The 15,636-nt window shown below is 37.7% G+C and carries 21 protein-coding genes; 13 read left to right on the top strand and 8 right to left on the bottom strand.

What is annotated here, in order from left to right:
• Positions 1-134 precede the first annotated feature (134 nt).
• Together FUA48_RS10665 and FUA48_RS10660 are read right to left on the bottom strand one after the other, a co-directional pair.
• Positions 135-1,349 (bottom strand): nucleoside permease, encoded by a 1,215-nt coding sequence (locus FUA48_RS10665; protein ID WP_147583516.1) that lies wholly within the window; start codon positions 1,347-1,349, stop codon positions 135-137.
• Positions 1,350-1,532: 183 nt separating this feature from the next.
• Positions 1,533-2,051 (bottom strand): hypothetical protein, encoded by a 519-nt coding sequence (locus FUA48_RS10660; protein ID WP_129750214.1) that lies wholly within the window; start codon positions 2,049-2,051, stop codon positions 1,533-1,535.
• Between the two features lie 180 nt (positions 2,052-2,231).
• Between FUA48_RS10660 and FUA48_RS10655 the strand changes: the two genes are divergently transcribed.
• From FUA48_RS10655 to FUA48_RS10635, 5 genes are all read left to right on the top strand, one after another.
• Complete coding sequence (locus FUA48_RS10655) at positions 2,232-2,774, top strand: hypothetical protein (protein WP_147583515.1); 543 nt, start codon at positions 2,232-2,234, stop codon at positions 2,772-2,774.
• 23 nt (positions 2,775-2,797) lie between these two features.
• A complete protein-coding gene (locus FUA48_RS10650; protein ID WP_147583514.1) occupies positions 2,798-3,184 on the top strand; it encodes a hypothetical protein in 387 nt (128 codons plus the stop codon).
• 3 nt (positions 3,185-3,187) lie between these two features.
• Positions 3,188-3,481, top strand: coding sequence for a hypothetical protein (locus FUA48_RS10645; RefSeq protein WP_147583513.1), 294 nt, complete (start codon positions 3,188-3,190; stop codon positions 3,479-3,481).
• Positions 3,482-3,553: 72 nt separating this feature from the next.
• Positions 3,554-3,748 (top strand): hypothetical protein, encoded by a 195-nt coding sequence (locus tag FUA48_RS10640; protein WP_147583512.1) that lies wholly within the window; start codon positions 3,554-3,556, stop codon positions 3,746-3,748.
• A 271-nt stretch (positions 3,749-4,019) separates the two neighbouring features.
• Complete coding sequence (locus tag FUA48_RS10635; protein ID WP_147583511.1) at positions 4,020-5,078, top strand: NAD(P)-dependent alcohol dehydrogenase; 1,059 nt, start codon at positions 4,020-4,022, stop codon at positions 5,076-5,078.
• Positions 5,079-5,177: 99 nt separating this feature from the next.
• On the opposite strand, the gene FUA48_RS10630 is transcribed toward FUA48_RS10635, so the two are convergent.
• Entirely contained in the window at positions 5,178-5,402 is a 225-nt protein-coding gene (locus FUA48_RS10630; protein WP_147583510.1) for a hypothetical protein, read from the bottom strand.
• 203 nt (positions 5,403-5,605) lie between these two features.
• Between FUA48_RS10630 and FUA48_RS10625 the strand changes: the two genes are divergently transcribed.
• Positions 5,606-6,019, top strand: coding sequence for a hypothetical protein (locus FUA48_RS10625; protein WP_147583509.1), 414 nt, complete (start codon positions 5,606-5,608; stop codon positions 6,017-6,019).
• A gap of 161 nt (positions 6,020-6,180) precedes the next feature.
• Here FUA48_RS10625 and FUA48_RS10620 read toward each other — a convergent pair whose 3' ends face one another.
• The 4 genes from FUA48_RS10620 to FUA48_RS10605 all read right to left on the bottom strand — a co-directional run bounded on the left by FUA48_RS10620 (position 6,181) and on the right by FUA48_RS10605 (position 8,188).
• Positions 6,181-6,861: an ATP-dependent Clp protease proteolytic subunit gene (locus tag FUA48_RS10620; protein WP_129750208.1), complete on the bottom strand. Its 681-nt coding sequence runs from the start codon at positions 6,859-6,861 to the stop codon at positions 6,181-6,183.
• A gap of 92 nt (positions 6,862-6,953) precedes the next feature.
• Positions 6,954-7,220, bottom strand: coding sequence for a hypothetical protein (locus tag FUA48_RS10615; RefSeq protein WP_147583508.1), 267 nt, complete (start codon positions 7,218-7,220; stop codon positions 6,954-6,956).
• The gene (locus FUA48_RS10610) at positions 7,201-7,737 is read right to left on the bottom strand and encodes an RNA polymerase sigma factor (RefSeq protein WP_147583507.1); all 537 of its coding nucleotides are present in this window, start codon (positions 7,735-7,737) and stop codon (positions 7,201-7,203) included. Before FUA48_RS10610 ends, FUA48_RS10615 begins: the two co-directional genes overlap by 20 nt.
• Before the next feature lie 85 nt (positions 7,738-7,822).
• Entirely contained in the window at positions 7,823-8,188 is a 366-nt protein-coding gene (locus FUA48_RS10605) for a winged helix-turn-helix transcriptional regulator (RefSeq protein ID WP_147583506.1), read from the bottom strand.
• Between the two features lie 80 nt (positions 8,189-8,268).
• Between FUA48_RS10605 and FUA48_RS10600 the strand changes: the two genes are divergently transcribed.
• The 5 genes from FUA48_RS10600 (at position 8,269) to FUA48_RS10580 (ending at position 12,118) form a co-directional block, all read left to right on the top strand.
• Positions 8,269-9,147, top strand: coding sequence for an SDR family oxidoreductase (locus tag FUA48_RS10600; protein ID WP_147583505.1), 879 nt, complete (start codon positions 8,269-8,271; stop codon positions 9,145-9,147).
• A 130-nt stretch (positions 9,148-9,277) separates the two neighbouring features.
• Positions 9,278-9,754 carry a hypothetical protein gene (locus FUA48_RS10595; RefSeq protein ID WP_147583504.1) on the top strand — a complete coding sequence of 159 codons (477 nt, stop codon included), beginning with the start codon at positions 9,278-9,280 and terminating at the stop codon, positions 9,752-9,754.
• Between the two features lie 142 nt (positions 9,755-9,896).
• Positions 9,897-10,760 (top strand): hypothetical protein, encoded by an 864-nt coding sequence (locus FUA48_RS10590; RefSeq protein ID WP_240732446.1) that lies wholly within the window; start codon positions 9,897-9,899, stop codon positions 10,758-10,760.
• Positions 10,761-10,793: 33 nt separating this feature from the next.
• Positions 10,794-11,177 carry a hypothetical protein gene (locus tag FUA48_RS10585; RefSeq protein WP_147583503.1) on the top strand — a complete coding sequence of 128 codons (384 nt, stop codon included), beginning with the start codon at positions 10,794-10,796 and terminating at the stop codon, positions 11,175-11,177.
• A gap of 383 nt (positions 11,178-11,560) precedes the next feature.
• A complete protein-coding gene (locus tag FUA48_RS10580; RefSeq protein ID WP_147583502.1) occupies positions 11,561-12,118 on the top strand; it encodes a hypothetical protein in 558 nt (185 codons plus the stop codon).
• Between the two features lie 55 nt (positions 12,119-12,173).
• Here the strand turns inward: FUA48_RS10580 and FUA48_RS10575 are convergent, their stop codons facing one another.
• Positions 12,174-13,070, bottom strand: coding sequence for a DUF4421 family protein (locus FUA48_RS10575; RefSeq protein WP_147583501.1), 897 nt, complete (start codon positions 13,068-13,070; stop codon positions 12,174-12,176).
• 318 nt (positions 13,071-13,388) lie between these two features.
• Between FUA48_RS10575 and FUA48_RS10570 the strand changes: the two genes are divergently transcribed.
• Entirely contained in the window at positions 13,389-15,173 is a 1,785-nt protein-coding gene (locus tag FUA48_RS10570) for an AMP-dependent synthetase/ligase (protein ID WP_147583500.1), read from the top strand.
• Between the two features lie 44 nt (positions 15,174-15,217).
• Positions 15,218-15,634, top strand: a complete 417-nt coding sequence (locus FUA48_RS10565) for a hypothetical protein (RefSeq protein ID WP_147583499.1) — start codon at positions 15,218-15,220, stop codon at positions 15,632-15,634.
• Positions 15,635-15,636 lie beyond the last annotated feature (2 nt).

The following is a 15,636-nucleotide window of genomic DNA, read 5'->3' as shown; positions in this document are numbered from 1 at the left end:
GACGAAATGCATATTTTTTCGCTGAAATGACGTTTTTAAGGAAAAATGACAAAACTGAATGAAGCAATACAAAACATGAAAAGATTGCTTCGTACCTCGCAAGGACTGTAACACCTGCTTACTGAGTAGTGAACCTACTCCTTCTCTACTTTAAATACAAATGGGAAAATTACAGCCAACACTAAAGCATATGCGGCAAACGTAAACCAAATGCTTTGCCAGTCGCGGATACCGTTAGCGGTAAAATGATCTACTACCCATCCGCTGGCAAGTCCTCCCACAAAAGCACCAAGTCCGTTTGTCATAATCATAAACAATCCCTGTGCACTGGAGCGTATAGTTGGATCGGCTTCTTTTTCCACAAACATCGAACCTGATATATTAAAGAAATCGAAAGCCATACCATATATAATCATCGAAAGGACAAGCAGGTACAGTCCGTCATCAGGATTACCAATGCCAAACAGCCCGAATCTGAATACCCACGCCAGGATACTGAAAAGCATTACCGTTTTAATACCGTATTTCTTTAAGAAGAAAGGAATCAGTAGTATAAAAAAGGTTTCGGAAACCTGAGAAATAGAAAGCAGTAAATTAGGGTGTTTAACCCCAAACGAATCGGGATAGGCACTTTTAAAATCATCCAGAAACGGACCGCCAAAAGCATTTGTTATTTGTAATGCAGCCCCTAACAACATGGCAAAAATAAAGAAAACTGCCATTTTGCGTTGTTTAAACAACACAAAAGCATCTAAGCCCAGAGAGGACATAAGGCTTCTTTCGGTTTGCTTTTGCAATGGTGGCGAAGGTGGCATGGTAAAGGCATATAATCCTAAAAACAACGATGCCGATGCCCCAACATACAACTGGCTGGCACTTTGGGTCCATCCCAAAAAATCTACCGCCCACATGGCTGCAATAAAACCTACCGTTCCCCACACGCGTATTGGCGGAAAATCGGTAACTATGCTGTAACCCTTTTTCTCCAGTACATTATAGGAAACCGAATTGTTTAGTGCAATGGTAGGCATATATACACATGCATTGAAAAGCATAACGATATAAAACCAAAAATAATCGTGTACCGTTGTAGCATAAACAAGTAATAGCGCCCCAGCCAAATGGCAAAGTCCTAAGAGTCTTTCGGCGTTAATCCATCGGTCGGCAACAATACCTAAAAGTCCGGGCATAAATAATGAGGCTATACCCATAGTGGTATATACTCCGCCTATCTGAATACCGCTAAATCCTAACGTGGCACCCATATAGTTACCTAACGAAATTAACCACGAACCCCATATAAAAAACTGCAGGAAGTTCATAAGCACCAGGCGGCTCTTAATACCCATATATGCAACATATTAGTTTAACACAGCCGTAAAACTATCAAAAAAGTTGAAATGTAAGGAAATATGTAGGTTAAGCTTTTTATTAATTTAAAATTTAAGCTTACTTCACACAAAATCAAAATTGTATATATAACAAAAATCCCTGCATGGTGCAGGGATTTAAATATTATTATATATCTATGTTTATGACAATAACCTTCTGTTAACCGGAAGCCAGTAAAGTATTATAAAAGTTATACTAAACATTATTTTTACTCCCATACTAACATAAGAAATTATGAGAGATGGCCCTTCAGGAAGATTGCTGGTAAGATTTGGAATATTAATGGTAAGATTAGTATAAAGATATAGGCCTATACTCAGTATTGCTACAACAGTATAAATATAAAGTCCTATGAGCTTTTTCTTTAACATTAAAATGGCTCCAGTAAGTTTTGTTGCCGAAAATAATGCCCCTAAAACTATTAGCCATACAGAATATTCAAGTCCTATGCCTGAAAGTGCCACAATACTAAAAGGTAAACCTAGAAGGTTAAACCCCATTACAATTATAGTAAGTATACATAATACTTTAAGAAAAGTATCTTTGGGCTTTACCATCGTTTCAAAAGCTTCAAAGCCTTCAGATTGTTTTGTGTTGCAAACATGGCAGTAAGTTGCATCATCCGTTAGCATATTACTGCATTTTAAACATGGTTTCATTGGTGTGTTTAATTGGTTATCTGATGGCAAATATAAATTGTTATATTTATAAAAGCTAAACCATCTTATTAAACACTTTATCTTACTTTTATTCCTTTCTCTGTATACACTTATATGGCTATATTTACCTTAATTATGAATCCGAGTTTTATAAAGTAAAAATATAATCAACACAAACTAATGAAACCTACACGCCTTTTTACACTACTGTTTGCAACCGCATCTTTATTAACCGTTACCGGATGTATAGAGGATCCCGGCTATGGGAAAAGCTTTAACGAACAAAGAATAAAGCTGGGAGTACCTACCATTAAGTTTGACATGATTACACATGGCGGAATGGTATGGGAAGTAAGAAATGAAGATGAAAAAACCGGATCGTATCATGCTTCAAAGATTATCTTTCCCATGGGCGATAACAAAACTGAACATTTAGAAACCGACATCTTTAGGCGTAAACTTAATAAGGACATCTACGAGCAACTGGCTTACAGTGCTCATTTTTCTAACGACAGTACCGTTTCTTTTGAAGTAATAAAACCTTACTACTTTAAAGGCCCTAAAAGTGAAATGGAAAAAACCGCAACAGGTGAAACCAAGTCTTCAAGTATTACTGACAAAAAAGAACTAACCCTGCAACAAGCCGACAGTATACTTGAGAACTGGGCATTAAGCCGCATTAAAAAAGAAGGCGTGGTAAGCCATAAACATATGCAGAAGTAACCATAAAATAAACACACCTTTAAATGAACCTAAAATTACTTATCTCGTTAAAGTTTATTGCCACTATACTGTTTTTAGGAATAGCTGCATTTTGTTATTATAATACTAGTAAGAATGAAGAAGCTGTTGAGAATGTAAATACTATATACAGGCAACAGGACAAATTCAGGGAGCTAGAAAAGGTAATGTCACCAAGCGACAGTACAGGTATAGTAAAACTACATGCACTAATGGAAGAAAACAGGCTTGAAATAAAAAGACAAATAGAAATTGCCGATTCTATACCTGATTTCTTTTATTCAATGTGTCTCTATGTATGCCTTATTGCGGGTAGCGCTATAGTATCTTCATTAGATAATAAAATAGAACAGGAAAAAAAGACTATAAATGATAACGGTAAAATGCTATAAACCATGAAAACACTTACCAGAATACTTACTGTGCTGCTAAACCTTTCTGTACCGTGGCTTTTACCCATACTGCTTGTTTTTTTATGCTTCTTTATTTATGGATCAGGGGCCGTTGGTGCCGAAAGACTCGAAAAACAAATGTTTATCTGGCAGGGAATTTACCTCCTTATAGGAATTATCCATTTGTTTTTGGTTTACAAATTCATCGATTTGCTTACACGAACACAAAAAATCGTGATGGTTGCTGTTTTAGCAGCATTGTACGGCTTTTTCCTTATTAATTTTATGATGAGTTAGATAAAAATTTTGTGTGAATACTAAATTTTACCATAAATTCGCTCCGTTATAAAAAACTAACTTTTCCCAACTATGAAACTAAAACAAATTGCGGCGTTTTGCCTTCTTGTAGTATTTGCTGCCAGCTTTACCGGTTGTAAAGCCAGTGCCAGTGCAAGCGTAGGTACTAAGAGTGCCAGAACAAACAGTAAACCACTGCCTCCCGGACAGGCTAAAAAAATGAACGGCGACAAGAGCGCTAAAAAATATGCCCCGGGCCATAACTAAACAGACTTATACATTTAACTCCGCCATTTGGCGGAGTTTTTATTTATATCCACCAATACTTGTTTGAATTGCATAAGTTATTGTTTGAATTTTGCAATTCTGCCTATTTCTCCCTAAACTAATTTTACAAGGCATCTATAAACATCCCGATTTTAAAGACAGCTACTGATATATTGATATTTAGTTAAATTTTAAAATTTGTTCAACGGGATTATCCTTTATAAATGCGTAACTTTAAAAATTACCAAAAATCCATCTATTAAATCTTTTTATGAGTACACAAAGCGTTAAGGCATATGGTACAGAAGCTGCCACTGCCGACTTAAAGCAATTAAACATTAACCGAAGGGAAACTACACCTAAAGATGTAGAGATTGACATATTATACTGCGGTGTATGCCACTCTGATTTACATACGGCACGTAATGACTGGGGCGGTACTGTTTACCCTGCCGTACCGGGACACGAAATTTTAGGGCGCGTTACTAAAGTGGGTAGTGAAGTAACCAAATTTAAAGTAGGCGATCTTGCCGCTGTGGGCTGTATTGTAGACTCATGCCGTGAGTGTGCCAGCTGTAAGGAAGATTTAGAGCAATATTGTATTCCGGGGTTTACAGGTACTTACAACGGTAAAGACAAACACCTAAAAACACAAACCTTTGGAGGATACTCTGAAAAAGTTGTGGTAGACGAGCATTTTGTCCTTAGAGTACCGGAAAACCTTGACCTTGCAGGAACTGCTCCACTACTTTGTGCAGGTATTACAACATGGTCGCCATTACGCCACTGGAATGTAGGCCCTGACACTAAGGTAGCCGTTGTAGGACTTGGCGGACTTGGCCACATGGCTATTAAACTGGCTAATGCACTAGGCGCTAACGTTACCCTTTTCTCAAGGTCTCCGGAGAAAACTCAGGATGCACTTGACCTTGGCGCACACGAAGTGGTTATTTCTACAGATAAAGCACAAATGAAAAGTGTGGCAGGTAAGTTTGACGTTATTATAGACACCGTGCCTTATGTACACGATCTTAATCCGTATGTTGGTACGCTGGCAGTAAGCGGAACTATTGTAGTGGTAGGATACCTGGGCGGGCTTGAGCCGTTACTTAATACCGTACCTATGATTATGGGAAGAAAATCAGTAGCCGGTTCGGTTATTGGTGGTATTGCCGAAACACAGGAAATGCTTGATTTTTGCGGAAAGCATAACATCACTTCTGAAGTTGAGGTTATTAATATACAGGATATAAACGAAGCGTATGAGCGCATGCTGAAAAGTGATGTTAGATACCGTTTTGTTATCGATATGGCTTCTTTAAAAGCCTAATTTTGCATCTGTACTTTTGAAATGAAAAGCCCCGCATTGCGGGGCTTTTTTACAACTTTAAGATTATGACCTTAAGGCCATTAATTATTACGGCATATACTATTTGCCTGATTTATTGACAGCATACAATCCGCCGCCAAACAAAACGATTGCAAGCCCCACATATATAAAGCCCTGCGTTTGTCCTGATTCGTTTGAGGCGTCAATCTTGATACCTAAAAAATTAATTTCTTTAGTACTGTCGGCTATCTTATTTACGCCTATATACCCCACTCCCAAGCTAATCACAATCAATAGTATACCTATTATTTTTGATGCATTCATTTCTTTTTATTTTTTAAGGTTTCTCTAATTTAATAAGAATAATTGTAATGAATGTAAGTCTAAACAGGAATTAAGTTTTTTTTAGTATATGAGATGATAACACAATCCCTGAGATTTCTCTCTCCGGTCGAAATGACAAAAAAGATAACTTGATATTATCTGGTTATAAACTTTAAAAAACTTAATTTTATAAAAAAAAGAATATGAGTGTATCAGCATCCATTGGCTTTGGCCTCTGGAAAGAGCAGTCCTTTTCAGAAATTATAAAACTACTTCTTGCTAATGGTTGGGAAGCCAGCTATCATGGCCGTATTAACTATAGTGTTAACGACTATAATTATCTGAATGCTGAAGCAGACCAACTGGATGAAGTTTTAAAATTACTGGATAAGGAAAGTTCAGACTCACCTTCAATAACACTCATTAATACAAAAATTAAATCAGGGGGAGAACTATTACACCATAGGAACAGTAACTTCAGTCACTTTTCCTTAACCCTTAGCGTGAACAGGATTGTTGATACCACCACAAACCTTACCGACTTTAAACTATACCTTGAACAACTGCAATGCCTTATACCCATTAGCCAGTTAGTGGAATTTAACGAAATAAAATAACCCTCTTCCCATATTGAGTGAAGCTAAGCCTTAGGTCTTTTTGAGATTTCTCTCTTCGGTCGAGTGACAAAAAGATTACTTGGTAGTACCTCCACGTAATAACATACCACCCCGCCTTACAGGCACCCCTCCAAAGGAGGGGAATTCAAAGTTTAAAATAATTACCTCTCCAATATTTCATCAATCATACCGAAAGCCTTAGCCTCTTCGGCTGTCATCCAGTAATCGCGTTCGGCATTTTTGCTTATGGTTTCATATTCCTGTCCGCTGTGCTTAGCGATTATCTGGTATAACTCCTCCTGAATTTTAAGCACCTGGCGTATGCTTATATCCATATCGGCAGCCGTACCCTGTGCCCCGCTTGAGGTTTGGTGAATCATAACACGGGCATGTTTTAATGCCGACCTCTTTCCTGCTGCTCCCGCACACAATAATACCGATCCCATAGACAGGGCTACTCCTGTACATATCGTTGCCACATCGGGGGTTATATACTGCATGGTATCATAAATACCAAACCCTGCATATACCGATCCGCCCGGAGAGTTTACATACAACTGAATATCCTTTTTGGCATCCAGTGATTGTAAAAACAATAGTTGAGCCTGTATGATATTAGCATTACGTTCTTCTACCTGTTCCCCTAAAAAGATAATCCTGTCCATCATTAGTCGGGAAAAAACATCCAGTTGGGTAATATTTAACTGGCGCTCTTCCATAATGTAGGGCGTTAGGGCTTTAGGGCTTGCATAAGCCTCTGCCCTGCTTATGTACTTATCTACATACAGGCTGTTTATCCTGTGATGTTTTACCGCATAATTGCGAAATTCTTTTTTGTCCATAACTGTTCGTTTTTTGTTGAGATTAAAGCATAAATATCCTGCACCGCTACTAACAGGGTGCTTGTTTGATTGTGATTAAAATTGGAATGGTTTTATCCGAAGAAGCTCAATACCTTCTTCCTGAAAGAGGCATAGCGGCCAGCAGTAAATATATGGTGCGACACCTGCTCTATTTCCTCACGCAGCTTTTGACGGCCGTACTGCTTTGCTGCCACAGTTGTTTTTTGCTGCCATTTAAGATTATCGGCAAGTTGAGGTTCCAGTATGAGCCTGGCCTCAAAAAGTACCCTGTCTTCATCGCTTAGGCTACCGCTTAGGTACTGCTCTGTAAGTATCGTATCATTCCATGAAGTCTTCATACTGCAGCGATTTAGATTTTACGGTATCCTTTACTTTTTCAAGGCATTTATACTTTTGTGCCGTAGCCGAACGGCTTCCTGAAAAGCCAAACCTGTTGGCAAGCTTCTCCATATCCAGCTTTTCATAATAAAAAGCCGAAAGCAGTTCCATACATTTTTTTCCGGTGGTGCTAAGCAGTTTCATCAGCCTTGAAGAAACAGCCTCGGTATATTCATAAGCATTATCGGGTAAAACGGCCTCACCATCGGTAACCATAGTTAACTGGTTAAAGCGTTTGCTCCATAGATGGCGGGCAATACCTAACAGGTATCCCGACTCGTTTGTAACCTCAACACCCTCATAGCTTTTTTCCATATAGACTATAAGAGCATCGTGAAAAATATCTTTTGCCTCATCGAGCGAACCGCCCATTTTACCTACATACCCTGCTACTGCAGGAAACGCCTTTATATATAGCTCTTCCAACACCTCTTTTCGGGTTACAGGTTCTGTTATTGTATCATTTTTTGCAATCATAACACAAGCGTTTATATATAAGTGCCAAAAATGAGGCAGATATCACCATAAAAGTACTTCTTTTTTAAAAATATTTATAAACAGGTTACTGTTTACCCTCTTTCGCCCTTTCATTTATAGCCCAGCTTGCCATAGCATCAATAACAGGCATTAGCCCTTTGCCCGACTTACTCAGCGTATAGGTCACGTAAGGCGGTACTACCGGCTTGGCTTTTCGTATTACAAGTCCGTCGCTTTCCAGCTGCTTTAAATGCTGTATAAGCACTTTTTCGGTTATGGCAGGAATAGCCCTTTTTATTTCGCTGTAGCGAATAGGCCCTTTAGAAAGATGATAAAGTATAATAGGTTTCCAGTAGTTTCCAATTTTTTCCATTACATAGGTAACAGGGCAAATATCAAGCGCATACTGCTTGTTTTCCTGTATTACAGAGGTCTCTTTAATTGCTGTCATAGATACATACTTTAGGGTAAGTACTTGTATAAAAGTAAGTACAAAAGTAACTTTGTTTCAACAAATAAAAAAGTAAAATCATGAAAATAACAGTAACAGGATCATTAGGAAATGTGGCTAAGCCTTTAGCCGAATCATTAATTGCCAAAGGACATGATGTAACCATTGTGAGCAGCAGTGCCGACAGAAAGCAGGATATTGAAAAACTGGAAGCTAAAGCAGCAGTAGGTTCGGTTAACGATACGGCATTTTTAACCAATGCCTTTACAGGAGCCGATGCCGTTTTTGTAATGACTCCACCTAACCTTGGCGGTACCAACGTAGTGGCAAATACTACAGAGGCAGGTAAAAAACTGGCTCAGGCTATTAAAGATTCAGGTGTAAAACGTGTAGTGATGCTTAGCAGTATAGGTGCCGACAAACCAAGTGGTAACGGACCAATAGCCGGATTACATAACATTGAGAATATGTACAATAAAATTAGCGGCGTAAACTTCACTTTTGTGAGGGCAGGTTTCTTTTACTACAACTTCTTTAATGATATTCCGCTTATTAAAAATGCGGGTATTACAGGTGCTAACTATGCTGCCGATATTAAAATGGCAATGGTACACCCAAGGGACATTGCTGCCGTTGTAACGGAAGAGATTACAGACCTTAACAGCACAAACAAAATACGCTATGCAATAAGCGATATACGCACTCCGCAGGAAGTGGCTGCCGTTTTAGGTTCTGCCATAGGGAAGCCGGAACTGCCATGGGTACAGTTTACCGACGAGCAGCTTATTGAAGGGATGACACAGGCAGGCCTGCCGCTGGATATTGCCGAAATGTATACCGATATGGGACGTGGTTTAGGCAACGGCCATATACAGGAACATTTTAATACCACCGATGGTAAGGCTACAGGAAAAATTAAGCTTGAGGAATTTGCCAAAGAGTTTGCTCTTAAATTCTAAGTTGGTTTTTATTAAAAGCTAAAGCCCCTTAAAGGGGCTTTTTAGTTATATGTAAAATACCTTTTATTGGGTATTTTTTTTGTACCAATGTTTAGTAATTTTATAACAACAAATTTTAAACCAGTCAGTTATGAAAAATGTTTATTTAATTACATTGCTGTTGTTAATGCTTATTTCCTGCAAAAAAACTACAGAAGCTGCAGATTCTGTTACTGAAACGTCAGGAGAAGTTACCGAAATGAGCATTGATGAAATGAAAGCTGCAGTTACTTCCGAATATGGAAAAGTTGTTGAAAATGAGGCCGATATTGAAACCGACCAATCTGCCATAAATCAGGTAAGGCTTATACAAAACGGAGGCGACGGATGTGGCAGCAGGCCAGGCTGTGGTAAATATGAATATCTGAAAAATATTAGTACAGATAAACGTATAAGAGCCACAGTAAAAACTACATGGATGTATAATAATGAACAACGCTCAGAGACTAAAGTTTATGAAACCGACCCGGGGCAGGAAATTTCGCTTGGATGTACAGCATGGTGCAGCAGCATGGGTGGCAGGCAGGACTTTAGGAGAAGTATTGTAGGGGCAACTTATTTAAATTAAAATTTTCTCTGTTACACAGCCGCCTTACAGGCGGCTTTTTATTTATTATCGATGTAATGCTTTAATTTATCTGTAAAACACTGATTTATACTATTTTTCATATTAAACTGTTATAGTATTACCAACATAACACTATAGCATTATGATAGTTAACAACCTTACTAAACCACTTTTACTTATTTGCCTTGCTTTACTAAGCTGTGGCAAAAAGACCGAAGATAGGCTTGTACCAAACCCTGAGGCTTCTTTAACTCCGGCAGCAGAAACGGAAGCACCTGTTACTACTGCAAGCTATGATACACTTGCCAAAACCATTCATGTTTATGTGGCCTTATGTGATAATAAATATCAGGGAATTGTACCCGTACCAAAAGCTATAGGCAACGGGCAGGATCCTGACAATAATCTATACTGGGGCTGTGGTTATGGCATACGCACTTATTTTAAAAAGAGCACCAAATGGAAACTACTTAAAAAAGAGAAAAAAGATTCATTGATTATGGAAAGGCTGGTATTTAAACATACCTCAAAAAACTACTACCTGATAGCCGATGCCTATAACGGTAAGCACATAAAACAATGTACTAAAGACTTTTTAAACAGCAGCTGCGGCAAACTGACAGACACACTTACCATAAACAACACCATCTTAGGGATAGCAGGAAATTCAGGGCTTGTGGCATATATAGGCCACGACGGCTTAATGGATTTTCAGTTGTATGAAGATTACACCAATACTGATAGTAAACGGCGTAATGTAATTATACTGGCCTGTGTGAGTAAAAGGTTCTTCGGGCCACACTTACAAGAGGCAAATGTAAATCCGTTAGTATGGACTACAGGGCTTATGTGTCCGGAAGCCTACACCCTTCACGATGCAATAACAGGATATGTAAACGGTGAGAACAATACTCAAATACGCCAACGGGCAGCTCAGGCCTACAACAAATACCAGAAGTGCGGAGAAAAAGCTGCCAGAAATTTACTGGTTACAGGTTGGGAATAATTTTTATATTTATGACAGCCAAATCTTACCGTTATGAGCTTTATACTATTAACTTCTTTCCTTATAGTTTGTATACTGGGAACAGAGTATGCATATTGGGCAGAAGCTCATAATAAAAGTTTTACTAAAACAACTCATTACTTACCTGTTAAGGCGTTTATTACCCGTGAATCGCCACTAAAGGAAATTTGCCATTTCATGTTGCTTTATATTTATTTATGGATTATAGTTGCCTCGGAAATACCAATACAGGACTATACAGATCTTATGTGGCTAATTCCGGTACTATTTGTATTTGCCTCTCTCTTGGTTGACACCACCCTTTCAGTAATAATAAAAAACAATTACAGCCTTCTTATAGTTCAGTCTGTTGAAAGTGTAATTGTATTGCTACTGTGTTATTATTTCTTTTTTTAAATCAGGTAATACCATGTTTAAATATCTTATAATATTAGTTATTGTGCTTTTTATAGTTGGTTTTACTGCCCAGTATTATGACAAGTTGAAAAACTTTGATAAAAAGTGGTCTCCATTAAAAGAGCTTTGCCTTATACTGTTGTGCTGCCTCTTTTTACTGTTGGTTTTTTATATAATTGTTCCGTTACAGGACATGAGCTTGTTTGTTTTTATCATACCATTTTCATTTATAGCACTCTTTTATGTTTTGGATATGATTCTTGCTTCCAAAATAAAAAACCGTAAACAACTATTTATCATACAAAATATTATTTCCTTATTGCTTATAGTAGTAGCCTTAGATCTTTCAGGAATATTGACAATTTTTAACTTAAGCCTTTTATATGAAAAGCTATTTTAAATCATTAGCAAAAGACCGTTTTCTTATACCTTTCCTGTTGTTTGGGGTAATACTTAACCTGTTTTGGTTTTATATTTTTGGTGAGCTGGAAAATACAATCTTTAAAAGATCTCTTATTTTTTCCTATTTAAGCTATAGTATATTACCGGCACTACTTCATCAATACATGTTTGGCATAAGCATTTTGTCTTTTATAAGGATAAGTATCAGTTATTTTGTTTTCCTTATGCTTATAATTGCTAGTTTTCTTATACTTCTAAATACAGGTAGTTTTGTGATAGTCTATGCAGTTTTACTTTTAATTTTCATGCTGTTTATAACTTACTTTTTAGTCAGGTTTTTTAAAATTACCTTATCGCTGGTTTACTTAATAGAGCTTGTAGTTCTTTCCCTAATATCACTTGCCGTTATCCATATGCCCGACTATTCATGGTCTCATGATTTCGGATTACATCTTATTTTATCAATGGTAATGTTTACATTTACTTATCTGGCAGTAAAAAACCATAAACCCGTTTTAAAGGAAGCCGCGAAAAGTTGAATTCTTTAATTAAAAAACATCTCATGAAATGGAGTGTTGAAATATACTCTAGCTGTTAAAAATCTATATGCTTTACAAACGACAACTGGAAATTAATACCAGTAAAGCTTAATTCACCGTCGTCTTCGGTGTACATAAGTTTATTATTTACTAAAAAAGTTGCTGCCAGCGCCCAGTCATTTTTATGATATATTAATCCGCCACGCCCAAAAGCAGTTGGGTAAGCCTCTATTTTCCAGTCAGAAAGCAAATGCGGATCATTCCCTACATTTACACCTACTGTAAGGATACCTGTTGCCATCCATCGTTCATCAATTACCCAACTGTAAGCATATCCGCCATTAATACCAAACTGAACGTTTTTAAGACTGTTTTCTGTTTCCCATAACACTCCGCCGGGGTTTACCTTAAAAAAGTAAGCCCCTCCACCTAAAATAAAACTCCCTACAGATTTAAGCTGTATCTCATTTTGCTGAAAGGCTGCTTTGGCAGAAAACTTATCTCCCTTAAAAATGTAGGCAAACTCAGCACCTAAATTTCGCACATACATATCCGGATAAAGTGTTGTTTCATCCCCTTCTGCATCATTGTAAAAGCCTTTGTATTTCTGATAAAATAAATCTAAAACAAAATAGCGGCCGTAGTGATGTATCTGCAGGTCTGATGATTTGGTTTTACCTTTCCCGTCCTGTTCCAGAGGAGCTATACCAAAACTGTAACTAAAATTGATTACTGTATTTTTTATTGAAATACCCACCCCTGCCCTTAAAGGGTTATTAGGAATATAATCTTTTTCATCTTTGCCCAACTGTACGCTGCTTTGACTTAAAAACCCCGAAAGCATTACTCTTTGAGGGTAATCGGCTATATAAGCTGTGTCGGTTTTTACCTGCCCTAAAGTAATAGTGGGACAAAGGAGTAAAACAGCATAAATAAAGTTTCGCAAGGTCATTTAAGATAGTATATAAAAGCTTTTTACTAAACGGGGCAAATATACCATTAGTATTATGACATACAGATTAAGCAAATTTTATAAATGAAATTTTAAGGTTAAAAAAATAGATAAATTTTAATATGAGCGCATATTAAAAGCGAATAATCCAAACTAAGCGGGTTAGTATTTTAACCTGAAAATCAATTTTTAGCATTATATAGCAGCTTCTATATATATAATTTTCAAAAGGTTATATTGTTAACTTATCATAATCTCAAAAAAATTGCTTTATATCATATATTTTCATAATTTGCAATAAGCAATTAACAAACAGAAATGAGCAACATCACCCGTTTATTCGACTTCCCGTATCACCAACTGGAAAAATACAATTTACCCGATGCACTTGTTACCAAATATGGTGACGAATGGGTAAAAACATCTACACAGGAATATGTGGATAAAGCCAATGCTTTTTCGCGCGGATTATTAAGACTGGGCGTAAAGAAAGGCGACAAGATAGCTGTTATATCCTCTAACAACAGGACCGAATGGCACATTGTTGATATAGGCATACTGCAAACGGGAGCTCAAAACGTACCTGTTTACCCTACCATAAGCGAAGACGACCAGGAGTTTATCCTTAACCATTCCGAATCGGTTTACTGTATCGTTTCCGATCAGGAACTATATGATAAGATAAACTCTGTTAAGCATAAAGTAACAGGACTAAAAGAAATCTATTCCTTTAACCAGATAGAAGGCTGCAAGAACTGGAACGAAATTTTGGAATTGGGTAAAGACGAAAGCAATCAGCAGGAAGTGGAGGATATTAAAAACTCCATAACCGAAGAAGATCTTGCTACAATTATTTATACATCGGGTACTACAGGAAGGCCTAAAGGTGTAATGCTTTCACACAAGAATATTGTTTCGGATGTATTGATGAGTGCCGAAAGGGTTCCGTTTGAAGCAGGTAAAAACAGGTCGCTTAGCTTCCTGCCTATTTGCCACATTTATGAAAGAATGATACTTTACCTTTACCAGTACTATGGCGTAAGTACCTACTTTGCCGAGTCTATTGAAAAGGTAAGCGATAATATTAAAGAAGCTACCCCCGATGTTATTACGGCGGTACCAAGGCTTCTTGAAAAAGTATACGACAAGATTATTGCTAAAGGAAGCGAACTTACAGGCATAAAACGCAAACTGTTCTTTTGGGCTGTTGAAGTGGGCCTTGAGTATGAGCCTTATGGTGCTAACGGTGCCTGGTATGACTTTAAGCTGGCTATTGCCCGTAAACTGATTTTCAGTAAATGGAAAGCAGGGCTTGGCGGCAGGCTTGGACTTATGGTAAGTGGTAGTGCTGCCATACAACCAAGGCTGGCACGTGTTTTTGCTGCTGCTGAAATCCCCGTTATGGAGGGTTACGGACTTACAGAGACTTCACCCGTAATTGCGGTAAACGACCAGCGTAATGCCGGATTTAAGATAGGAACCGTAGGTAAACCGCTTAACGGACTTGAAGTTAAGATTGCCGAAGACGGCGAAATACTTTGTAAAGGCCCTAACGTAATGATGGGGTACTATAAGGATGAAGAGAAAACCAAAGAGGTAATGACCGATGGTTATTTCCATACAGGAGATATAGGCGAAATAGACAAAGACGGATTCCTGAAGATTACCGACAGGAAGAAGGAAATGTTTAAAACTTCGGGAGGTAAATATGTAGCACCTCAGCTTATAGAAAATGCCATGAAGCAATCCCGTTTTATAGAGCAGATTATGGTTATAGGCGAAGGTGAAAAAATGCCTGCTGCCTTTATACAGCCTGACTTTGAGTTTGTAAAACAATGGGCTTCCCGCAAAGGAATTTCAGTAAGCTCTAACGAAGATATTGCCAACAATAAAGAGATACACGACAGGATACAGGAAGAAATTAACGATGTGAACAAGAAATTCGGTCACTGGGAGCAGGTTAAGAAATTTGAGATAACGCCCGAGGTTTGGTCGGTAGACGGAGGAGAAATGACTCCTACCCTAAAACTGAAACGTAAGGCCGTTAAGGAAAAATACCAGAAACTGTATGACAAGATATACCGCACCGAAGGTGACAGGTAAAAACAAAAGCTGCTTTAGGGCAGCTTTTTTAAATAAATAACAACATGAAAAAACTCATTTATATACTTCTGCTTCTGCCCTTTGCTGCTATGGCACAGGAAGTTCCTTCCGTTAACGGCTACAAAACCTTTTTAGACAATAAACAGGTTGATATTACGCATTATTTTATTGATCCTGATAATGTGGCCGACATACGCACCGATAAAAACACAAAAGATATATATATAACACGAAAGGAACAGACCGAACTTGTTTGTCTTGCAGATATTTTAAACGAGCTTGAAAAAAACGGAACAACCGCTGTTATTAAAGTAAACGACAGCCTCATTGAAAAACCCGAAACATACTATCTGGAAAATAATGCCATATCTCGTGTTGATATAGAAAAAAGTTCAGGAGTAGGTCATATGAATAATCCAACTATTATACACATTACCACTAAGAATAACAGGAAAGAGTAACC

The sequence above is a fragment of the Flavobacterium alkalisoli genome, from assembly GCF_008000935.1.
GTDB classification, from domain to species: domain Bacteria; phylum Bacteroidota; class Bacteroidia; order Flavobacteriales; family Flavobacteriaceae; genus Flavobacterium; species Flavobacterium alkalisoli.
This window is presented reverse-complemented; position numbering and strand designations above follow the sequence as displayed.